At 65.0% G+C, this 20112-nt stretch carries 18 protein-coding genes; 8 read left to right on the top strand and 10 right to left on the bottom strand.

Translation table 11 applies throughout. From position 1 onward, the window contains the following. Positions 1-158 precede the first annotated feature (158 nt). On the bottom strand, positions 159-2639 hold the full coding sequence (locus I6F38_RS13335; RefSeq protein ID WP_225160655.1) for a penicillin-binding protein 1A: 2481 nt from the start codon (positions 2637-2639) through the stop codon (positions 159-161). Between the two features lie 557 nt (positions 2640-3196). On the opposite strand from I6F38_RS13335, the gene I6F38_RS13340 reads away from it, so the two are divergent. Continuing rightward, the gene (locus I6F38_RS13340) at positions 3197-3532 is read left to right on the top strand and encodes a hypothetical protein (RefSeq protein ID WP_225160656.1); all 336 of its coding nucleotides are present in this window, start codon (positions 3197-3199) and stop codon (positions 3530-3532) included. 122 nt (positions 3533-3654) lie between these two features. Here I6F38_RS13340 and ggt read toward each other — a convergent pair whose 3' ends face one another. The 8 genes from ggt to I6F38_RS13380 all read right to left on the bottom strand — a co-directional run bounded on the left by ggt (position 3655) and on the right by I6F38_RS13380 (position 13257). Next, on the bottom strand, positions 3655-5391 hold the full coding sequence (gene ggt, locus I6F38_RS13345; protein WP_225160657.1) for a gamma-glutamyltransferase: 1737 nt from the start codon (positions 5389-5391) through the stop codon (positions 3655-3657). Between the two features lie 83 nt (positions 5392-5474). Further along, on the bottom strand, positions 5475-6986 hold the full coding sequence (locus I6F38_RS13350) for an amino acid permease (RefSeq protein WP_225160658.1): 1512 nt from the start codon (positions 6984-6986) through the stop codon (positions 5475-5477). A 134-nt stretch (positions 6987-7120) separates the two neighbouring features. After that, positions 7121-7429, bottom strand: a complete 309-nt coding sequence (locus I6F38_RS13355; RefSeq protein WP_225160659.1) for a BA14K family protein — start codon at positions 7427-7429, stop codon at positions 7121-7123. Positions 7430-7566: 137 nt separating this feature from the next. Next, positions 7567-8064, bottom strand: a complete 498-nt coding sequence (locus tag I6F38_RS13360; RefSeq protein WP_225160698.1) for a cytochrome c — start codon at positions 8062-8064, stop codon at positions 7567-7569. A 34-nt stretch (positions 8065-8098) separates the two neighbouring features. Then, positions 8099-9376, bottom strand: a complete 1278-nt coding sequence (gene soxC, locus I6F38_RS13365; RefSeq protein ID WP_028334303.1) for a sulfite dehydrogenase — start codon at positions 9374-9376, stop codon at positions 8099-8101. A gap of 221 nt (positions 9377-9597) precedes the next feature. Further along, entirely contained in the window at positions 9598-10068 is a 471-nt protein-coding gene (locus tag I6F38_RS13370; protein ID WP_141340570.1) for a DUF1801 domain-containing protein, read from the bottom strand. 158 nt (positions 10069-10226) lie between these two features. Then, positions 10227-11183: a catechol 2,3-dioxygenase gene (locus I6F38_RS13375; RefSeq protein WP_225160660.1), complete on the bottom strand. Its 957-nt coding sequence runs from the start codon at positions 11181-11183 to the stop codon at positions 10227-10229. 181 nt (positions 11184-11364) lie between these two features. Beyond that, on the bottom strand, positions 11365-13257 hold the full coding sequence (locus I6F38_RS13380; protein ID WP_346657111.1) for an EAL domain-containing protein: 1893 nt from the start codon (positions 13255-13257) through the stop codon (positions 11365-11367). A 398-nt stretch (positions 13258-13655) separates the two neighbouring features. Between I6F38_RS13380 and I6F38_RS13385 the strand changes: the two genes are divergently transcribed. The 3 genes from I6F38_RS13385 (at position 13656) to I6F38_RS13395 (ending at position 16603) form a co-directional block, all read left to right on the top strand. After that, entirely contained in the window at positions 13656-15404 is a 1749-nt protein-coding gene (locus I6F38_RS13385) for an ATP-binding protein (RefSeq protein ID WP_137479616.1), read from the top strand. Positions 15405-15503: 99 nt separating this feature from the next. Next, positions 15504-16082 carry a peroxidase-related enzyme gene (locus tag I6F38_RS13390; protein WP_225160661.1) on the top strand — a complete coding sequence of 193 codons (579 nt, stop codon included), beginning with the start codon at positions 15504-15506 and terminating at the stop codon, positions 16080-16082. 8 nt (positions 16083-16090) lie between these two features. After that, positions 16091-16603 carry an MgtC/SapB family protein gene (locus tag I6F38_RS13395; protein WP_225160662.1) on the top strand — a complete coding sequence of 171 codons (513 nt, stop codon included), beginning with the start codon at positions 16091-16093 and terminating at the stop codon, positions 16601-16603. On the opposite strand, the gene I6F38_RS13400 is transcribed toward I6F38_RS13395, so the two are convergent. Beyond that, positions 16564-17190, bottom strand: coding sequence for a ParB-like protein (locus tag I6F38_RS13400; RefSeq protein ID WP_057019711.1), 627 nt, complete (start codon positions 17188-17190; stop codon positions 16564-16566). The two genes, I6F38_RS13395 and I6F38_RS13400, sit on opposite strands and share 40 nt — an antisense overlap. 410 nt (positions 17191-17600) lie before the next feature. Between I6F38_RS13400 and I6F38_RS13405 the strand changes: the two genes are divergently transcribed. From I6F38_RS13405 to I6F38_RS13420, 4 genes are all read left to right on the top strand, one after another. Then, the gene (locus I6F38_RS13405; RefSeq protein WP_057019710.1) at positions 17601-17942 is read left to right on the top strand and encodes a hypothetical protein; all 342 of its coding nucleotides are present in this window, start codon (positions 17601-17603) and stop codon (positions 17940-17942) included. A 180-nt stretch (positions 17943-18122) separates the two neighbouring features. Next, on the top strand, positions 18123-18422 hold the full coding sequence (locus I6F38_RS13410; RefSeq protein ID WP_225160699.1) for an acyl carrier protein: 300 nt from the start codon (positions 18123-18125) through the stop codon (positions 18420-18422). Between the two features lie 9 nt (positions 18423-18431). Further along, positions 18432-18908, top strand: coding sequence for a 3-hydroxyacyl-ACP dehydratase FabZ family protein (locus I6F38_RS13415; protein ID WP_057019709.1), 477 nt, complete (start codon positions 18432-18434; stop codon positions 18906-18908). After that, positions 18901-20085 (top strand): beta-ketoacyl-ACP synthase, encoded by a 1185-nt coding sequence (locus I6F38_RS13420; RefSeq protein WP_225160663.1) that lies wholly within the window; start codon positions 18901-18903, stop codon positions 20083-20085. Before I6F38_RS13415 ends, I6F38_RS13420 begins: the two co-directional genes overlap by 8 nt. Positions 20086-20112 lie beyond the last annotated feature (27 nt).

A 20112-nucleotide genomic window follows, 5' to 3' on the forward strand; every position in this document is an offset into this window, starting at 1 on the left:
CTTAGCTGAATGACTGGACATCTCAGTGCAGCGGGTTCGCCTGCCAAATCAGCGCCCGCGCGAGAGCGACCTTCTACCCGCTTGGTCCCACGCTTGGCAAGCATTGTTGGCGAGGAATGGGCGTGAAAATCGCGGCCCGAAGGCCTGCCCGCCAAGCCTCAGTACAGCCCGCCTGTCCCTGACCGCATCACGGCCCGATCGGCGTCCGGCGAAATGCCCTGCTGGGTGCCGTCGATCACGTCGGTGCCGGCGACCATCCCGGGATCATTGAACGGCGGCGCCTGGCCCGGCTTGAAGGCTTCGAGCACCACGCCCCTGTTCTGGCCAGGCGCGGCGCGCTGGCCGGTCTTGGCATCGACCAGGACCAGCCGGATGCCGACCGGCTGCTTGAACGGGGTGGCGGGCTTGTCGGCCAGCGCGAGCTTCAGGAAGTCGCGCGCGATCGGCGCCGCGGTATGGCCGGCCTGCGCGTTGCGGCCGAGCGAGCGCGGCTTGTCGTAGCCGACATAGAGACCGACCACGAGGTCCGGCGAGAAGCCGACGAACCAAAGATCCTTGGCCTCGTTCGAGGTGCCGGTCTTGCCGGCAAGCGGCTTGCCGACGTCCTTCAGCGCGGTGCCGGTACCGGCCTGAATCACGCCCTCCATCAGCGAGGTGATCTGGTAGGCGGACATCGCGTCGAGCACCCGCTCGCGGCGGTCGACGAGTTGCGGCTCCGGCTGGCTCTTCCAGCCCTCCGGCGCGTCGCAGCCGCGGCATTCGCGCTGATCGTGCTTGAAGATGGTGTGGCCGTAGCGGTCCTGGATGCGGTCGATCAGGGTCGGCTTCACGCGGACGCCGCCATTGGCGATCATCGAATAGGCCGTGGCCATCCGCATCACCGTGGTCTCGCCGGCGCCGAGCGCATAGGCGAGATAGTTCGGCAACTCGTCATAGACGCCGAAGCGCTTGGCATACTCGCCGATCAGCGGCATGCCGATTTCCTGCGCCAGCCGCACGGTCACCGTGTTGAGCGACAGCCGCAGCGCGTTGCGCAGCGTCACCTGGCCCTGATACTTGCCGGTGGAGAAGTTTTCGGGCCGCCAGATGTTGCCCTGCCCCTGGTCGATCTCGATCGGCGCGTCGATCATCATGGTCGATCCGGTGTAGCCGTTGTCGAGCGCCGACGAATAGACGATCGGCTTGAAGGTCGAGCCGGGCTGCCGATAGGCCTGCGTCGCGCGGTTGAACTGGCTCTGGTCGAACGAGAAGCCGCCGACCATCGCCAGCACGCGGCCGGTGTGCGGATCCATCGCCACCATCGCGCCCGACAGTTCGGGGATCTGGCGCAGCCGGTACTGGCCTTCGATGCGCTGGCCGTCCTTGCTGAAGAGCGGGTCGGCGTAGATCACGTCGCCGGGCTGCAGCACCTGCGCCACCGATGTCGGCGTCTTGCCCTTGCTCTTGGCCCAGCGCACGCCGTCCATCGTGATGATGCCGGTCTCGCGCTGCTTGCTGATGGCGCCGCCGAGCTCGCGGCCCGGCTGGAATCCGATCCGCGCCGACTGGTCGTTGCTCTCCAGCACCACCGCCATCCGCCACGGCGAGATGTCGGACAGCGACTTGATCTCGGCGAGCGGCACGCCCCAGTCACTGGTCAGGTCGAGCCTCTGGATCGCACCGCGATAGCCCTGCTGCTCGTCATAGTTGACGAGCCCGGCCACCATGGCCTTGCGCGCCATCACCTGGACCTTGGGGTCGAGCGTGGTACGCACCGACAGGCCGCCTTCATAGAGCTTCTTCTCGCCATAGCGCTCGAAGATGTCGCGGCGGACTTCTTCCGAGAAGTATTCGCCGGCGAAGGTGTGCGCGCCATTGCTGCGGTTGGTGACGGTCAGCGGCTCCTTGCGCGCCTTGTCGGCGTCGGCCGCGGTGATCCAGCCGTTCTCCTGCAGGCGATCGATCACGTAGTTGCGGCGCTCGACGGCGCGCGCGCGGTTGCGCACCGGATGCAGGCTGGCCGGCATTTTCGGCAGCGCCGCCAGATAGGCCGCTTCCGCGACCGTCAGTTCATTGACGGACTTGTCGAAATACACCAGCGAGGCCGCCGCGATGCCGTAGGCGCCAAGGCCGAGATAGATTTCGTTGAGATAGAGCTCGAGGATCTTGTCCTTGGAGTAAGCCCGCTCGATTCGCATCGCCAGCAAGGCTTCCTTGATCTTGCGGGTGAACGACACCTCGTTGGTCAGAAGGAAGTTCTTGGCGACCTGCTGGGTGATCGTCGAGGCGCCCTGCGGCCGCCGGTTGGAACCGAAGTTCTGGATGTAGGCGACGCCGGCGCGCGCCATGCCGGTGTAGTCGACGCCGCCATGCTCGTAGAAATTCTTGTCCTCGGCGGCGAGGAACGCGTTGATCACGAGCTTCGGCACCGCCTGGATCGGCAGATAAAGCCTGCGCTCCTTGGCGTATTCGCCGAGCAGCGAGCCGTCGGCCGCGTGCACGCGGGTCATCACCGGCGGCTCGTAGTTCTGGAGCTGCGAATACTCGGGCAGGTCCTTGGAGAAATGCCAGAACAGCCCTGCGACCGCGGCCAGACCAGCCAGGAACAGGATGGTGCCTGCGGTGAACAGGAACCCGAAGAACCGCAACAGAAATTTCATCGACCAGATTTCCGTGGCGAATACGTCGCTCGTTCTGAGCGCGCTGCGTGCCACTTAGGCCGCCCGGTATATCGGTCGCTCCATGGACCTGCAATTCAACACCAGAGAATTAAAGCAAGCCAGGCGTCAAACTTATGCCATAGAGCCCGGCTCGCGCCCGCAGCCAAATCGGCAGACCTCGCCGACTGGCGGTGCGCGCGGAGGCCGCATCGATCTTCGCTGCAGCGCTGCGCGATTCGCGCGCCCGCCTGATAGCGCCGCGGTCTCGATACGCTTGCGCGGAGAGCACGCTACGAAGAAAAGCGCGGGCCGGACGGATCGATTCCCCTATCCGGCCGACGATTTGGGTGCTGCGACATCAGAAACCGGTGGACAGAACTGGTGCGCCAGTCACATTAAGGATTTGTTAACTATAACTACCGCAAGTTGTTGGGCATACACCGACTCGCGACGGGCTGATTTGGATGGCACTGCGCGGATTCAAACGGCCATTTACGGCCGACCCTAACGTTCTTGGATTTCCAAGATCACCCGCATCGGCCATGGGCACAGAAGCCTTGGACCTCGTCTACCAGGCGGCGGATTTGTTCCGCAGCATCGAGGACAGGGCTCGCGCCGGCGAAGCGCGCGCCGAGGCCGCCGAACAGGCGCAGCTCGAAATCATTGCCGCCACCGAGCGCAAATTGAGGGATGCGTCGCGGGCGCTTGAGGAAGCCCGACGGCGCATCGAGTCCCAACAGGAGCAACTCGATGCGGCCGAATTCCGCGCCCAGGCCGCCGAAGCCGAGGCGCGCGAAGCCAAGCAATCCCTGGCTCTGATCGAAGACGCGATCCGCCAGCGCTTGCTGCTGACCGGCGGGCAAAAGGACGGCAGGTCGACCGCCGTCGCCTAACCGCAGCACGGATCAATTGGAGCGGCAGCCCGCACGAGCGGAGCGACATGCGGGAGCTCAACAAGACCCGGATATCGCTTCGCTCATCCGGGCTACGGATTGTCGCTAGCTAGCCGTCACCATCAATAGCCCGCGGCGAGCCCCGAATTGCGGCGCGGGTCGTTCGCGCCATAGAAGCGGTTGCTGCCGACCGGCTTGCCGCCCAGCGACGGCGCGCCAATGATGATCACCGCGAGGTGGTTGGCCGGATGCGGCGGGCCGAATTTATGGCCCATGCCCTCCAGGATCCTCTGCGTATCCGGCGACAGCGTGTAGTCCTCGAGGTTGGTCGCCTCGGGAAGCCACTGCTGGTGGAAGCGCGGCATGTCCACGGCCTCCTGCGCGTTCATGCCGTAGTCGATGGCGTTGATCATCGTCAGCAGCACGGCGGTGATGATGCGGCTGCCGCCCGGGGTGCCCATCACGATGACCGGCTTGCCGTCCTTGGAGACGATGGTCGGACTCATCGAGGACAGCGGACGCTTGCCGGGGACGATCGCGTTGGCCTCCCCCTGCACCAGCCCATACAGGTTCGGCACGCCGACCTTGGCGGTGAAGTCGTCCATCTCGTCGTTCAGCAGCACGCCGGTCTTGGCCGCCGTCACCTTGGCACCGAACCAGTCGTTCAGCGTGTAGGTGACCGACACCGCATTGCCGTCCTTGTCGGCAATCGAATAGTGCGTGGTGTTGCTGCCTTCGTGCGGAGGAACGCCGGGCTTGATGTCCCTGGACACGCCGGCCTTGGCTGGATCGATCGCGGCACGGATCTTCGCGGCGTAGGTCTTGTCGAGCAGGCGCTCGAGCGGATTTTTCACGAAGTCCGGATCGCCGAGATAGCTGTTGCGATCGACATAGGCGTGGCGCATTGCCTCGATCTGGTAGTGTACCGCCTGCGCCGAATGGTAGCCGAGCTCCTTCAGCGGATAGCCCTCGAGGATGTTGAGCATCTCGCAGATCACCACGCCGCCCGAACTGGGTGGCGGCGCCGAGACCACGTGGTAACCGCGATAGTCACATTCGACCGGCGCCAGCTCGCGAACCCTGTAGTTGTCCAGATCCTCCTGCGTCAGCAAGCCCTTGCCGGCCTGGCTCGCGGCGACGATCGCCGCACCGACCCAGCCCTTGTAGAAGCCATCCGTGCCGCGCTTGCTGATCTCGCGCAGCGTCTCGGCGAGCTCATGCTGCGTCAGCCGCTCGCCGACCTGGAACGGGTTTCCATTATTGAGGAAGATCGCGGCCGAGGGCGGATCCTGGCGAAGATCGTCGACCGCAGAATCCAACATCTGAATGTCGCCCCGGTCGAGCACGAAACCGTCCTCTGCGAGTTGCAGCGCCGGCGCGATCACGTCGGCGCGCTTCATGGTGCCGTATTTCTCGCGCGCATATTCCATGCCCGCGACCGAACCGGGCACGCCGACAGCGAGATGGCCCTTGGTGGAGAGGCCGGCGACAATCTTGCCTTCCTTGTCGAGATACATGTCGGCGGTGGCGCCCTTCGGCGCGGTCTCGCGGAAATCCAGGAAGGTCTTGCGGCCGTCGGCGAACTGGATGGTCATGAATCCGCCGCCACCGAGATTGCCGGCGGCGGGATAGGCCACTGCAAGCGCATAACCGACGGCGACCGCCGCATCGACCGCATTGCCGCCCCGCTTCAACACCTCGACGCCGACCTGCGTGGCAAGATGTTGCGCGGAAACCACCATGCCGTTCTCGGCGGCGACCGGCGCAACCGAGGCCGCGCGACCGGGAACTGCCGACACGATGCCGACCGAGACGAGCGCGGCGACCATCCATCGCGCGCGTGCATTTGGATTTTTCATGAAGCCTCCCGGGACCTGCGCCGGCTGTCGCGGCTTACAGCGCTATCTCAACGCGTACATCTAGCAGGGCGCACGCGCGCGCACTATAGGCCCGCGCGGTCTCCACCGCTCGCCCGCAGCCGGCTATGCCGTCTGCCATAGGCCGCATAGATCACAAGCCCGATCAGTAGCCACACCGCGAGCCTGATCCAGGTGTCGAGCGGCAGGCCGAACATCAGGAACAGCGAGGTTGCAGCGGCAGCCGGGGCCACCAGCCAGATCGCCGGCGCCTTGAACGGACGCGGCAATTCCGGATCGCGCACGCGCAGCACCAGCGTGCCGATCGAGACCACCGTGAATGCGAACAGCGTGCCGATCGAGACCAGTTCGCCGACCAGCCCGATCGGCAACAGCCCGCCGAGAACAGCGGCGATGGTGCCGGCGAAGATGGTCGAGACATAGGGTGTCTGGAAGCGCGGGTGGATTTTGGCGGCAAAGCCCGGCAGCAATCCGTCATGCGCCATGGCGCGAAAGATCCGCGGTTGCGCCAGCAGCATGATGAGGATCACCGATGTCAATCCGAACAGGATGCCGAGCTTGATGAACGGACCGAGCCAGCCGATGCCGACCGCATCGATGCCGACGGCGATCGGATCGGGCACGCTGAGCCGATCATAGGGCACGATGCCGGTCAGCACGAATCCGACCGCGACATAGAGCGCGGCGCAGATCACGAGCGAGCCGAGAATGCCGATCGGCATGTCGCGCTCCGGCGTCTTCGCCTCCTGCGCCGCGGTCGAGATCGCATCGAAGCCGATATAGGCGAAGAACACCACCGCCGCGCCGCGGACCACGCCGGACCAGCCGAACACGCCAGGACCGGCATTCGGCGGGATCAGCGCGCCCTCCGGATTGCTCGCCGTCACCCAGTTCGCCAGCGTCACCGAGGAAGCCGCGGTGGCGAGAAACAGCGCGATCACGACGAGCTTGACCACAACGACGAAGCTGGTGAAGCGCGCGGACTCGCGAATGCCGACCACCAGCAGCGTGGTCACGAAGGCGATGATCGCCATCGACGGGATGTTGATGACCGCACCGGTCGACGACCACGCGCCGGTGTTGACGTCGTAGGCGAGCGGCGCCGAGGTGAATTGCGGCGGCAGGTTGATGCCGATATCGCGCATCAGACTGACGAAATAGCCGGACCACCCGACCGAGACCGCGATCGCGCCGACCGCGTATTCGAGGATCAGGTCCCAGCCGATGATCCAGGCGATCAGCTCGCCGAGCGTGGCATAGGCATAGGTGTAGGCGCTGCCGCAGATCGGCACCGTCGACGACATCTCGGCGTAGCACAGGCCGGCGAAGGCGCAGGCCACCGCACCAATCATGAAGGAGAGCGTGACCGCGGGACCGGCATTGGCGGCAGCCGCGTGGCCCGTCAGCACGAAGATGCCGGCGCCGATGATGCCGCCGATGCCGAGCGTGACCAGTTGCAACGCCGACAGCGACCGCCTGAAGATCGGCGTCTCCACGTCGCCGTCGGCCCGCGCCGCCTCCCGCAACAGGTCCGAGGTCGACTTTCGGTCCCAGAAACCGGCCAGGGTGTCTGTCACGCCGGGTGCCCTCCGCCGCCCGGGTCCGGCGGGACCCGACACGATCGGCAGACTATAACGCGGCTAACGTCCAGTCGTTCGCGCGCCGGGCGAATGCCGGCGCCCTTATCCACCGCCAAGCGCGGTGCAGGGTCTTATCGGCAGGGATGGCGGCGGCCGTCGCGGCCAAGGAAGGTACCGGACGCCGGATCGAATGAACGGTAACGCGCGCAGGCGGAAGATGGCTCCGCCGCGGACATGGCGCCGTAGGCGTTCGCCGGATTGCTGCCGCGCTGCGCGGCCTCCTGGGCCTCACCCCATGGCGTCAGGGCGCCGCCATTGATCGCGCTGCGTCCGGGATTCTGCGCGTCGAAATATGCCGGCTCCGACATCTGGGCCGCGACCGGCGTAAACGTCATTCCCACGAGCAGCATGGCGGCTGCGACTGCCCATGACCTGGTCATGCGGCCTCTCCTATCGATCATAAACGTGTGCCGGATGACGGCCGAGCCGCCCCCAAACGGAGATAGGGACGGCAATCCTCCGGGCACAGGGGCCACGACGTCACGATGCTGCGAGCAAGCCAGCCGTGGCCCGCCGCTCAATGGTTATGCACGTCCGGCCGCGGGTCGGAGACGAACCCGTCGCGGTTCGGCATCTTGATCGTGGCGAGCGACTTGGCGTCGAGCACCGCATTGGCCGGCACGATGCCGTTCAGGCTGAGGATGTAGGCGGACACCGCGTAGACGTCCTCATTGCTCAGCGACTGCGGCGCGTTCTGCGGCATCGCGCGGCGGATGTAGTCGAACAGCGTCGGGGCATAGGGCCAATAGCTGCCGACGGTGCGGATCGGTTTTGGGCTCGCCAGCGTGCCCTGTCCGCCGACCAGGCGGTCGCCGACGCCGCCCTGCCCGCTGTCGCCATGGCACGCCGCGCATTGCTCGCTGAACACCGTGCGGCCGCGCTCGACGCTGCCGCTGCCCGGCGGCAGGTTGGAGCCGTCACGGCCGATATCGATATTCCAGCCGGCGATCTCGGCAGGCGTCGCCGCACGCCCGATGCCAAAGCGATCCTCGGCCTGCCCGGCAGTGGCGAACATCGCGACCGCACTCACAAGGAACGCCGCCTTGAGCTTAAGCCTGGCCATTGGTCACCTCACCATTCGCATCGATGCGCCAGGGCCAGATCGCGTTGTTGTGGTAGAACGAGTTGAGACCGCGCACCTTGACCAATTCCGCCAGCGTCGGCTGCACGTATCCGGTCTCGTCGATGGCGCGGCTCTGGATCACGGCGGGTTTGCCGTCCCAATGCCAGGGCAAGCGGAAGCGCGTGAGCGCGCGCGTCAACACCGGCTCCTGCAATTCGGCCTGCTGCCAGCTCTTGCCCTCGTCGAGCGAGACCTCGACGCTCTTGATCTTGCCGTGACCGCTCCAGGCGATCCCGGTAATCTCGTGAAAGCCCTGCGTCGTCAGCTTCTGCCCGCCGGACGGCCGCGTGATGATCGACTTGGCTTCCATGTAGAAGGTGAATTCGCGCGACGTGCCGTCGGGCATCGGGTCGGTGTATTTCGAGGTCTCCTCGCGCGAATAGGCCGGCTCGGCGACGACCTTGAGCCGGCGCAGCCACTTCACGTTCATGTTGCCCTCGAAGCCGGGCAGCAACAGGCGCAGCGGATAGCCCTGCTGCGGGCGCAGCCGCTCGCCATTCTGGCTGTAGACCAGCATGGCGTCGTCGAGGCATTTCTCGATCGGGATCGAGCGCGTCAACGCAGCGGCGTCGGCGCCTTCGGCCACGATCCATTTGGCGCCCGCCTGCAGGCCCGCCTCGTCCAGCACCGTCTTGAGCGGCACGCCGGTCCATTCCGCACAGCTCAGAAGGCCGACGAGGTCGGAGGCCGTCTTGCCGTACGGCTTGGTGTAGACCGGATTGCCGGAGCACTCGAGGAAGTGGATGCGCGACTGCGACGGAAAGCGGCGGATGTCCTCCATCGTGAACACCAGCGGGCGATCGACCATGCCATGCAGCACCAGCCGGTGCTCGGCCGGGTCGATGGTCGGCACGCCGCCATGGTGGCGTTCGTAGAACAAACCGTTCGGCGTGATGATGCCGTCGAGCTCCTGCAGCGGCGTGCGGCCCGAAGCGGAGATGTATTGCGGCAGCGTCTTCGAGATGTTCTTGACGACAGCCTTCTCGTGAACCGACGGCGTGCCATAGGGCTGGCTTCCCATCGGGTCGCCGGGCGCTTTCATCCATTCCGGCACATTGGGCGGAAGATTATTCCCCTGTTCGGCAAGCGCGGTAGAACCGGCAACTCCCGATATCGCGGAGCCACCGGCCAGTGCTGCACCGGCCTGAAGGAATCGCCTGCGAGACGCCTCTCGCACGCGCTTGTCCGTCGTGTGTTCACTCATCGACGTTTTCCTCTGACGTTACCAGAGCATGATCCGGAAAAGTGCGAAGCAGTCTTCCGAAAAGATCATGCCAGGACAACAATCCAAAGCGCGATGACGATTCATCGGGCTTTGGTGCAGCCTAACACCAAAGGGCTGAGGCGAGGCAATGCTCTATCGCGCAGAGCTGCATCGACAGCGCGTCGTGGCCGCTGCTTACCGGTCCCGACCTTTGTTGCCACTCACATCCGTTCGCCTGGCAATTGACTGGCTTGCTTCACCCATGCGGTGAACTGGGCTTCGTCGAGCTCGTCGTTCTCGTGAATGTCGAGATAGCGCGTGTGCTGCTGCTTGGACTCGCCCGGCGGCACCGGATGCAGTGACGCGCCGCGAAAGAACGCCACCTTGACGTAGCGCGTGAAGACATGGATGCCGAGGAACCAGCCGTCCCCTTCCATGCCGTAGAGCGGCGAGTTCCACTTCACCGCCTTGTGCACGCCGGGGACGGCACGCACGATGAGCGCGTCAAGCTTGCGTCCGACGTCGCGCTTCCACCCGGGCATCGCGGCGATATAGGCTTGCACCGGAGCATCGCCATAGCCTTTTGCGATCTGCGGATTGCCGCCCGCGAGCAGACGCGGCTTTGCAGAGCCACGCTTCGCGGCGCTCTTTTTCGCCCCCTTCGCCGACGTCTTTCGCGTCTTGCCAGCCATTGTGCCCACTCTCACCGGTTCACGTCTCGCGCGGCGCGGCGCCCGCCGCCGCGAACCGGATCATATCGGTTGCGCGTCGGTGTTGTCGTCAGCGAGCGCGCGTGTTCGCGGCGGCGTATCAACGCGCTCGGGCGGCTTTTCGTGCGGCGGTCTCGCATCTAGTCGATCACTGGCGGGGTGCCGTGGGTATGGAACGACTCGATCGTCTTCAACCCCCACGCCTGTCCCTTCCTGCGCTCTTCCTCGGTCCACACGATCGGCTTCCAGTCCGGCGCGAGGATCAGGCGTGCGCCGGCGTTGGCGACCTCGACGCGGTTGCCGCCGGGTTCATAGACATAGAGGAAGAAGGTCTGCTGGATCGCGTGCTTGTGCGGCCCGGTCTCGATATGCACCCCCTGCTCGAGAAAAATATCCGCGGCCCGCAGGATCTCCTCGCGGTTGTCGAGCGCATAGGTGACATGGTGAAACCGGCCGCGCTTGCCGTAGTGGTCGCGCGTATAGGCGAAGTCGTAGCTCTTGTTCGACATCGTCATCCACATCGCGGCTTCCGTGCCGTCGTTGAGCACGATCTGCTCGGTGGTGCGGCAGCCGAGGTAGTTTTCGAAGAACAGGCGGTTGGCCTTGATGTCGACCGCGAGGCAATTGAGATGGTCAAGCCGGCGGACATTGACGCCGCGCGCTGGAAAGCGCTGCGCCTGGTTTTTCAGCGCGGGCTTCAGCTCGACCGGCGCCTCGTACCACTCGGTCTCGTAATAGAGCTCGATGACATGACCGTCGGGATCGCGGCAGCGGAATGCCGGCCCCTGCCCCATGTCACCGTCGATCCAGCCGATATCGAAGCCCGAGCCCTTCAGCGCGGCAACGCGGCGTTCGAGCGCCTGCGGGCTGCGCGCCCGCAGCGCCATGTGTTCCATCCCTGAAGTTTTCGACGCCGTCAGCTTCAGCGAATAGCGCTCGTAATCGTCCCAGCCGCGCAGATAGACCGACTCGCCCTTGCGGCCGCTGACGGTCATGCCCATGACGTCGACAAAGAATTTCAGGCTCTCGTCCGGCTTCGGCGTCAAAAGCTCCATGTGCCCGAGATGTGCGAGATCGAAGATCGGTTCCGGCTGCATGGACGGTCTCCCTCCGCGACGACGCCGGATCGACGACTTGCGGTTGGACAGGTGAGCGGCGCGCCGATTTGTACTAGTGTACAAATGATTAGGTCCCGTCAACAAATTACTGGCGACGGCAATTGCGCTCGCAGGGCATTCCGTCGCCGGAATCACCTCGTGAAAGCGGTCGAGACAGGCGTCAGGCGACCGAGACGGCCTTCTCGCGATCCGACGACAGGAGCTTGCGGATTTCAGCCGATGACACCGGCCGGCTGAACAGATAGCCCTGCATCTCGGTGCAGCCGAGGATGCGCAGCAGGTTGCGCTGCTGCTCGGTCTCGACGCCCTCCGCAGTCGTGGTCATGTCGCTGGCAGCGGCGATGTTGACGACGGCCTGGACGATCGTGGACGACGCGCCGGTGCCGGCGAGATCCTTGATGAAGGCGCGATCGATCTTGATCTTGTCGAAGGGGAAGCGCTGCAGATAGCTCAGCGAGGAATAGCCGGTGCCGAAATCGTCGAGCGCGATACGGACGCCGAGTTCGCGGAGCTGATGCAGGATATCGAGCGCAGCCTCGTCGTCGCGGATCAGCACCGCCTCGGTGATCTCGAGCTCGAGCCGCGAAGGTGCAAGACCTGTCGCGGCGAGCGCGGCGGCGACGTTGAGCGCCAGCGTCTGGCTCTTGAACTGGATCGGAGACACGTTCACCGCGACATGAACATGCTCCGGCCAGTTCATCGCCTCGCGGCACGCGGTGTTGAGCACCCAGTGACCGAGATCGTTGATCAGGCCGGTGTCCTCGGCGATCGGGATGAAATCCGCCGGCGAGATGGTGCCGCGTTCGGGATGACGCCAGCGCACCAGCGCCTCGCAGCAACTGACCTGGCCCTCCTCGAGATGGAGCAGCGGCTGATAGTGCAGCTCGAAGCTGCCGTCGGCGATCGCCTGGCGCAACTCGAGCTCGAGGCTGCGCCGCGCCTTGGCGCGTGCGTCCATGCCGGTCTCGAAGAACCGGTAAGTGCGGCGGCCGTCGCTCTTGGCTCCGTAGAGCGCGAGGTCGGCATTGCGCAGCAATTGATCGATGTCGAGGCCGTCGGCGGGCGCAACGGCGATGCCGATGCTGGCATCGGTGGTGATCAGATGCCCGCTGCAGTCGATCGGCCGGCGGATCGACTGATAGATCGCAGCGAGGAGCTGCATGGTCTCGGTCTGATCGCGGACGGCGGTCTGGATCACGGCAAACTCGTCACCGCCGAGCCGCGCCGCGACGTCGGTGTCCCCAACGCAGCCGCGCAGGCGGTCGGCGATCGCCCTGAGCAATTCGTCGCCGATCTGATGGCCGAGCGCGTCGTTGACGGCCTTGAACTCGTCGATGTCGATATACATGACCGCGAGCTGCTGATCCGGCCGGATCGCCTTCAGCGCCCGCTCCAGGCGTTCGCGGAACAGCACGCGGTTCGGCAGGTCGGTCAGCGCATCATAGTGCGCCATGTGGGCGATCTTGTTCTCGGTGCGCGCACGCTCGGTGACATCCTGGATGGTCGCCACCCAGCCGCCTTCCGGCAGCGGCTTGTTGACGATCTCGATCGCGCGCCCGCCCGGCGCCTGCGTCAGCTGACGCGTGGCGCGGCCAAGCTTCACGTTGCCGATGATGGCGTCGCAGAAGTCGTCGACATCGCCGTCGAACGAGCCCGTCTCCTGTCTATGCGCAATCAGCCGGTGCATCGTGCAGCCGGGCTTGGCGACGTCGGGCGAAAGCCCGAACATCTCGATGTAGGGGCGGTTGCAGATGATGATGCGCGCCGATGCATCGTAGAGCACGAGGCCCTGCGGAATGTTGTTCACGGCGGTCATGAGATTGCGACGTTCGGTGGCGAGTCGCTCGTCGGAGATTTCGTGCCGCTTGAGCAACAGGAAGACGATCACGGCCATGATCGCGAATGCCGCCATCAGCAGGCCTTCGCGCTCGCTCCATTGCGCGGTCGCGCTTCCGAGCAGGCTGCCGACCAACAGGCCGGCACAGAACGCCAGCCCCTTGGTCGAGCCGGCGTCGGCATTTCCTGACGATGAATTGCGGTGTTCGATGCGCACGCTGATCTCTCCCAGGGCGCGGCATCGTTACGCAGCACAAATGGAAAGGTCGTTACAACTCGCAGTTAGCAATCGGTTACGCGATACCGGGCGACAGCGTATGACAAATCGCGCCCAATGCCCCGTAAACCTACGGAGCTGCCGATGCACTCCTCAGAGATGGTGAATCCCGCTTTAACGGAAAAACCAGGAAACAAACGCGGCTGTGCCGGAAAGCGACGATTCCGCCGCCGATGCGCGCGACAGCGCATAATCTCCCGGTACGATAGAAACAAATCGTCACCGGGAAGGTGTAGATTTAGCCGATGCGGAACCCCGGCGATTTAACGGTTTTTCCAATCCCGGGCGGGCATATTGGTCCGGACATTTAGATTTTGAGAACGAGCCAGGCTGGAACTGTGACACCCTTCGGACGTGTGATCTCTGTGCGCGGCTCGCAGGCCCGGGTTGGGCTGCTGGCGGGCGGCCAGATGCAACTTTCAGAGATGCGAGCGACCGTCGGCCGGTTCGTCAGTATCCGCTGCGCGAGCTCGGTCATCGTCGCCATGATCACCGAAGTGACGTGCGAGAACCTGCCGGCGTCCGACGAATACATGGCGACCGCCTCGGTCGACCTGCTGGGCGAGATCCTGGGCGGCGACCGCCCGAAATTCCAGCGCGGTGTCACCCACTATCCGACCATCGGCGACAGCACCGATCTGATCACGAACCAGGAGCTGCGCACGGTCTATGCGCCGAGCGGCTCGGACCAGATCAATGTCGGCACGCTGCAGCAGGATCGTTCTGTCATCGCCTATGTCGACGTCGAGGAGATGCTCTCCAAGCACTTCGCGGTGCTCGGCTCGACCGGCGTCGGCAAGTCGACCGGCGTGTCGCTGCTGCTCAACGAGATCCTGAAGTCGCGGCCGAACCTGCGCATCTTCCTGCTCGACGTGCACAACGAATACGGCCGCTGCTTCGGCGAGCGCGCGCAGGTGCTCAACCCGCGGAACCTGAAGCTGCCGTTCTGGCTGTTCAACTTCGAAGAGATCGTCGACGTGTTGTTCGGCGGCCGGCCCGGCGTGCCCGAGGAGCTCGACATTCTCGCCGAAGTGATCCCGATGGCGAAGGGCATCTACACCCAGTACCAGAACTCCGACCGGGTCGGTCTCGGGCTGAAGCGCATCGACCCCAAGCAGGTCGGCTACACCGTCGATACGCCAGTGCCCTATCGCCTCGTCGACCTGATCTCGCTGATCGACGAGCGCATGGGCAAGCTGGAGAACCGCTCCTCGCGTATCATCTATCACAAGCTGATCTCGCGCATCGACGCGGTGCGCAACGATCCGCGCTACGCCTTCATGTTCGACAATGCCAATGTCGGCGGCGATACCATGGCCGAGGTGATCAGCCATCTGTTCCGCCTGCCCGCCAACGGCAAGCCGATGACGATCATGCAGCTCGCCGGCTTCCCCGCCGAAGTCGTCGATTCCGTGGTGTCGGTGCTGTGCCGCATGGCGTTCGATTTCGGGCTGTGGAGCGACGGCGTCTCGCCGATGCTGTTCGTCTGCGAGGAAGCGCACCGCTATGCCTCCGCCGACCGCAATATCGGCTTCGGGCCGACCCGCAAGGCGGTGTCGCGCATCGCCAAGGAAGGCCGCAAATACGGCGTCTATCTCGGCCTGATCACCCAGCGTCCGGCCGAGCTCGACGCGACCATCATCTCCCAGTGCAACACGCTGTTCACGATGCGCCTCGCCAACGACCGCGACCAGGCGCTGCTGCGCTCCGCGGTCTCGGACGCCGCCGCCAACCTGCTGTCCTTCGTGCCCTCGCTCGGCACCCGCGAGGTGCTCGCGTTCGGCGAAGGCGTGGCGCTGCCGACCCGGTTGCGCTTCAAGGAGGTGCCGCCGCACCAGCTGCCGCGCGGCGAGGCCACCATCGCCACGGTACCGTCGGTGACCGCCGGCCATGACATGCATTTCGTCAGCGCCGTGCTGGAGCGCTGGCGCGGCGCCACCTCGCATCGCGATAGCCCGAGCGGCGACGCCAACTTCAACTCTCCGGCGCCGGCGCGCACCATGGCGCCGGCCGAGGCGCCGATGCTGCAGCCCTCGCTCGGCCTCGATCCGGACCGCTTCTCGCTTCTGAAGAAGCCGCTGCGTTAGCCGAATTCCGCCAAGGTGCCGATGCGCCTTGCGCCCGACCCGTCATCGACTATGGTCTCGGCGTGACGCCGCATCCAGGCGGCACGCCGGAACCATCTCATGACGCAGCCGACTGCAAATCGCTTCCCGACGCCCGCTCTCGACAAGCTCCCCGAGGACATCCGCGCCCGCATCCTGGCGGTGCAGGAGAAATCCGGCTTCGTGCCGAACGTCTTCCTCACCTTGGCCTATCGCCCCGACGAGTTTCGCGCCTTCTTCGCCTATCACGACGCGCTGATGGAAAAGGACTCCGGCCTCTCGAAGGCCGAGCGCGAGATGATCGTGGTGGCGACCAGCGCCGCCAACCAGTGCCAGTATTGCGTGATCGCCCACGGCGCGATCCTGCGCATCCGCGCCAAGAATCCCGAGATCGCCGACCAGATCGCGGTCAACTACCGCAAGGCCGACATCACGCCGCGGCAGCGCGCGATGCTCGACTTCGCCATGAAGGTGAGCCGCGCAGCCGAGGAAGTCTCGGAGGCGGACTTCGCCGCGCTTGCCGCCCAAGGCTTCAGCGACGACGACGTCTGGGACATCGCCGCGGTTGCGGCATTCTTCGCGCTGTCGAACCGGCTCGCCAACGTCACCGGCATGCGGCCGAACAGCGAGTTCTACATGCTCGGCCGGCAGCCGAAATAGAGGACGCCTTGGCGGACTGGAGCGAGATCGTCCTGCGTCTCGGCGCGGCCACCCTTGCCGGCTGCGCGATCGGGCTCGACCGTGACCTGCGCGGCAAGCCGATCGGCCTGAAGACGCTGGGTCTCGTCAGCCTTTCGACGGCCATGGTCGTGCTGTTGGCATTGCAGGCCGTCGAGCCCGGCAAGTTCACCGACGCGGTGAGTCGCGTGATCCAGGGCGTGCTCACTGGCATCGGATTCCTCGGCGCCGGCGTGATCGTGCGGCAGGGCGACCGCTTCCAGGTCCGCGGCCTGACCAGCGCCGCATGCGCGTTCTTCGCCGCTTGCGTCGGCATCGTCTGCGGCGCCGGACATTGGCCGATCGTCGTCACCGCCGTCGCGCTGGCGTTCCTGCTGTTGACCTTCGGCAAGCGGACCGAGCGGTGGCTGCACCACGCGCTCGGCGGCAGGGAGGATCAGCACAGGCCGGAGGCCGCGGCAGATCAGTCGTCAGATGCCGGCCCGCACCAGCCGGGCAAATAGACTGCGTCCTTGCTGCGGCCGAGCGCCAGTCCCTTCTCCAGCGCCTTGGCGAAATTATTCTCCACCGTCTTGCGCGGGATGTGGCGGCGCAGGAAATCGGCCCACAGGAATTCGCTGAATGGCGTCGTGTCCTTGGCAAAGCCGCCCGCCCGGCGCATCTCGCCGGCGAGGCTGCGGAACGGATCGTCCCTGAGGTCCTTGATCGATTTCGGAATGTCTTTGAAGTGGCGGCGCTCGCCCTTGGAATCGTAGGGATAGACCCAGCGCTTGTTGTCCATCACGCCCCAGAACACGTCACGCTCGACCATCGTGAGATCGCCGATCACCGTGACCAGGATGTCCTTGACGCCCTCATCGTGCAGCGCCCGCGCCATGTGATGGTGATCGACCACGTAGTAGCGATCGTCGGGACCATGGACGACCGGGATCATGTGCTTGCCCAGCAGTTCGGCGCGCTTCTTGTCCGACTTGTGCTCGCGCCAGCGCTTCCGCTTCTCCGTCACCTCCTGCATGCCGACCGTCATCTGGGTCGGCCGCAGCGACAGGATCGGGACCGGTTTGACGTAAGGCTCGCGCGTGTGGGCCATGATTTATGCTCCCTTTTGACCGGCACTCCGGAACGGGTTCCACTATGTCATGAGCCCGCAGGCGGGTGAAAGAGTCCGGTGCGCCGGAATGGCTTCACGAAGCGGTGGGGGCCGATGGCCGGATGGTCCGGCCTCGGCTGTCGATGCTCCCGGGCTGTCAATGCCCGGGCGCGCAGCCTCAACCTCCGTGACGGCGTTGCAGCGCAAAACTGTGCATGCGCGAAGGTCGAACGAATATGTCGACATGGTCATCGCCGAGCATCCCGCGCGCCGCAGCAGCCGCCTCGACGGCAAGCCAGTTCCTGGAGGTGATCGACGCATGAATACCACCTCTGCGCGCACCAAGATTTTAGGTGTGAAGTGCAGCGAACATGCTAAACATAACCGGCGACGCGACCGGACTGACAACAGTGAAGACGCAGCGGCCAATCTCCTCGGATGCCGAGCACGTTGTGCTCAAATTCCGGCCGCGTACCTCGGCGCAGCCGCCCGGCAAGCGCGAGGAGCCGCACCGAACGACGCGCCCGGCTTCCGTTGCCAACGATCTCTCTCGCTATGAGAAGCCGCGCGAGGAGCCGGACGATTTCCGCCAGCGCATGCTCGCCAACATCGCCGCCTTCGCCTTCACGGTGGCGCTCACCGCGATCGGCATCTGGCTTGCCATGAGCATCGCCGATTTGCGCAAGACCCAGGATTGCGTGCTGATGGGCCGCCGGGATTGCGCGAAGATTACGGTGATGCCGCGCAGCTAGGCTGGCCGGAACCCTGCCTAAAACCGTCCTTGCGATGCCGGCCAAGCTCCATTGAACTAACGGCCCTGCTCCGATATACGGGCACACGACTCCGGCACCAGCAATCGGGCATTCCGGGGCAACGCGCCCGCCTCCTCTGAGCCGACCCGGAATTACCTTCAATATATCAAAGGCTTAATGATGTCACCCACATTCGAGCAGATCGCCAACATTATCGCGGAGACCTGCGACATCCCGCGCGACACGATCAAGCCGGAGAGCCACGCGATCGACGATCTGGGGATCGACAGCCTCGACTTCCTCGACATCGCCTTTGCCATCGACAAGGCCTTCGGGATCAAGATGCCGCTCGAAAAGTGGACCCAGGAGGTCAACGACGGCAAGGCCACGACGGAGCAGTATTTCGTGTTGAAGAATCTCGCCGACCGCATCGACGAGCTGGTTGCAGCCAAGAACGCGGGCACGGGCACGGGCTCGTAATCGCCCATCATGCAGCTCGAGATCTTTCAGCTGATTGATCGGATCGTCGACCTCAACCTCGACGCAAGGACCATTGTCGTCGAGGCGGATGTTCCGCCCGACAGCCATTCGGTGTTCGCGGGGCACTTCCCGGGCTACCCGATCATGCCCGGCGTACTGCTGACCGAAGCAATGGCCCAGAGCTCGGGCTGGCTGATCCTTGGTCTGACCAAGTTCGAGCGCATGCCCTTCCTCGCCATGGTCAAGGAAGCCAAGATGCGCGGCTTCGTCAGCCCCGGCTCGGTCCTGACCATCGAGGCCAAGATCGAGCACGAAGGTTCAGGCTTCGCCGTGACCTCGGCGAAGGTTCGCGTCGGCAAGGAGCTCAAGTGCAATGCCGAGCTGACCTTCCGTCACATCCCCTTCCCCAGCCCGGACTTGCGCGTGCACATGGATGCGATGGCCGCCAAGATCGGGTTTCCGCAGCAGGCAATGAGTAATGGCTGAGAAGGAAGTCTGGATCACCGGCGTAGGCCTGCTCTCCTCGCTTGGCGAGGGACTGGATGCGCATTGGGAGGCGCTCGGCGCCCGGCGCGTCAATGCCGACGAGAAGCGTCTCGCGCCATACGTGATCCATCCGATCGCTCCCGTCAGCTTCGACGCCCAGATCCCGAAGAAGGGCGATCAGCGTCAGATGGAAACGTGGCAGCGGATCGGCACCTATGCCGCCGGGCTGGCGCTCGATTCCGCCGGCGTCAAAGGCAATCAGGAAATCCTGTCGCGGATGGACATGATCATCGCAGCCGGTGGCGGCGAGCGTGACCTCACTGTCGACCTCGCGATCATGAACGCCGACGCACAGGGCAAGTTGCCGCCAGCCCTGCTCAACGAGAAGCTGATGAACGAGCTGCGCCCGACGCTGTTCCTGGCGCAGCTCTCCAACCTGCTCGCCGGCAACATCGCGATCGTTCACGGCGTGTGCGGGACCTCCCGCACCTTCATGGGCGAGGAAGCCTCGAGCATCGACGCGGCACGGATCGCGGTCGCGCGCATCGGGGCCGGCCAGAGTGACATCGCCTTGGTCGGCGCCGCTCATAACGGCGATCGCGGCGACCTCTTGATGCTTTATGCATTCGGCGATCTCGCCCTCAAGGACCAGCATAGCTCGGTCTGGGCCCGCAGGAACAACCCGGGCTTTGCCATCGGCTCCGCCGGCGCCTTCCTCGTGATGGAATCGCGCGAACATGCCGAGGCCCGCGGCGCAAAGCCGTACGCCAAGCTGACCAAGGTGGTCGCCGACCTTGCCCGACGCAAGGAGCCGGGCGCCGTGACGAAATCGCTGCAGGCGTTGTGGCCGCAGCTCGGCGTCAGCGGCGACAGCGGTATCCTGATCACGGGTGCGACCGGCGCCGAGCCTGCGACCGCCGAAGAGCGCGCATTCCTCAGCCAGCATGCCGGCTTTGCCGTCCGCGCCACCGGAACGACCTTTGGCCACACCATGGAGGCGCAGTTCCCGCTCGGGCTCGCGCTGGCCGCGCTGTCGATCTCGCGCGGCGCGCTCTATCCGGCCAACGACCCGACCGGGCTGGAGGTTGAAAAGACCGAAGCGCCAACCCAGATTGTCGTGTTGGGGGTCGGCCACTGGCAGGGCGAAGGCATGGCACTGGTCGAGGCCGTCAAGTAATTCGGCGCAAGCACCGACGGGGACACC

Origin of the sequence: Bradyrhizobium sp. BRP56, from assembly GCF_020194035.1 — a bacterium.
Classification (GTDB): Bacteria; Pseudomonadota; Alphaproteobacteria; order Rhizobiales; family Xanthobacteraceae; genus Bradyrhizobium; species Bradyrhizobium australafricanum.

Bases quoted from the DNA above. Each gene is read 5' to 3' on its own strand.
- I6F38_RS13335 (WP_225160655.1), bottom strand. From the start codon at position 2,639: ATGAAATTTCTGTTGCGGTTCTTCGGGTTCCTGTTCACCGCAGGCACC.
- I6F38_RS13400 (WP_057019711.1), bottom strand. From the start codon at position 17,190: ATGGCCCACACGCGCGAGCCTTACGTCAAACCGGTCCCGATCCTGTCG.
- soxC (WP_028334303.1), bottom strand. From the start codon at position 9,376: ATGAGTGAACACACGACGGACAAGCGCGTGCGAGAGGCGTCTCGCAGG.
- I6F38_RS13420 (WP_225160663.1), top strand. From the start codon at position 18,901: ATGGCTGAGAAGGAAGTCTGGATCACCGGCGTAGGCCTGCTCTCCTCG.
- I6F38_RS13370 (WP_141340570.1), bottom strand. From the start codon at position 10,068: ATGGCTGGCAAGACGCGAAAGACGTCGGCGAAGGGGGCGAAAAAGAGC.
- I6F38_RS13415 (WP_057019709.1), top strand. From the start codon at position 18,432: ATGCAGCTCGAGATCTTTCAGCTGATTGATCGGATCGTCGACCTCAAC.
- I6F38_RS13410 (WP_225160699.1), top strand. From the start codon at position 18,123: ATGTCACCCACATTCGAGCAGATCGCCAACATTATCGCGGAGACCTGC.
- ggt (WP_225160657.1), bottom strand. From the start codon at position 5,391: ATGAAAAATCCAAATGCACGCGCGCGATGGATGGTCGCCGCGCTCGTC.
- I6F38_RS13375 (WP_225160660.1), bottom strand. From the start codon at position 11,183: ATGCAGCCGGAACCGATCTTCGATCTCGCACATCTCGGGCACATGGAG.
- I6F38_RS13360 (WP_225160698.1), bottom strand. From the start codon at position 8,064: ATGTTCGCCACTGCCGGGCAGGCCGAGGATCGCTTTGGCATCGGGCGT.
- I6F38_RS13390 (WP_225160661.1), top strand. From the start codon at position 15,504: ATGACGCAGCCGACTGCAAATCGCTTCCCGACGCCCGCTCTCGACAAG.
- I6F38_RS13355 (WP_225160659.1), bottom strand. From the start codon at position 7,429: ATGACCAGGTCATGGGCAGTCGCAGCCGCCATGCTGCTCGTGGGAATG.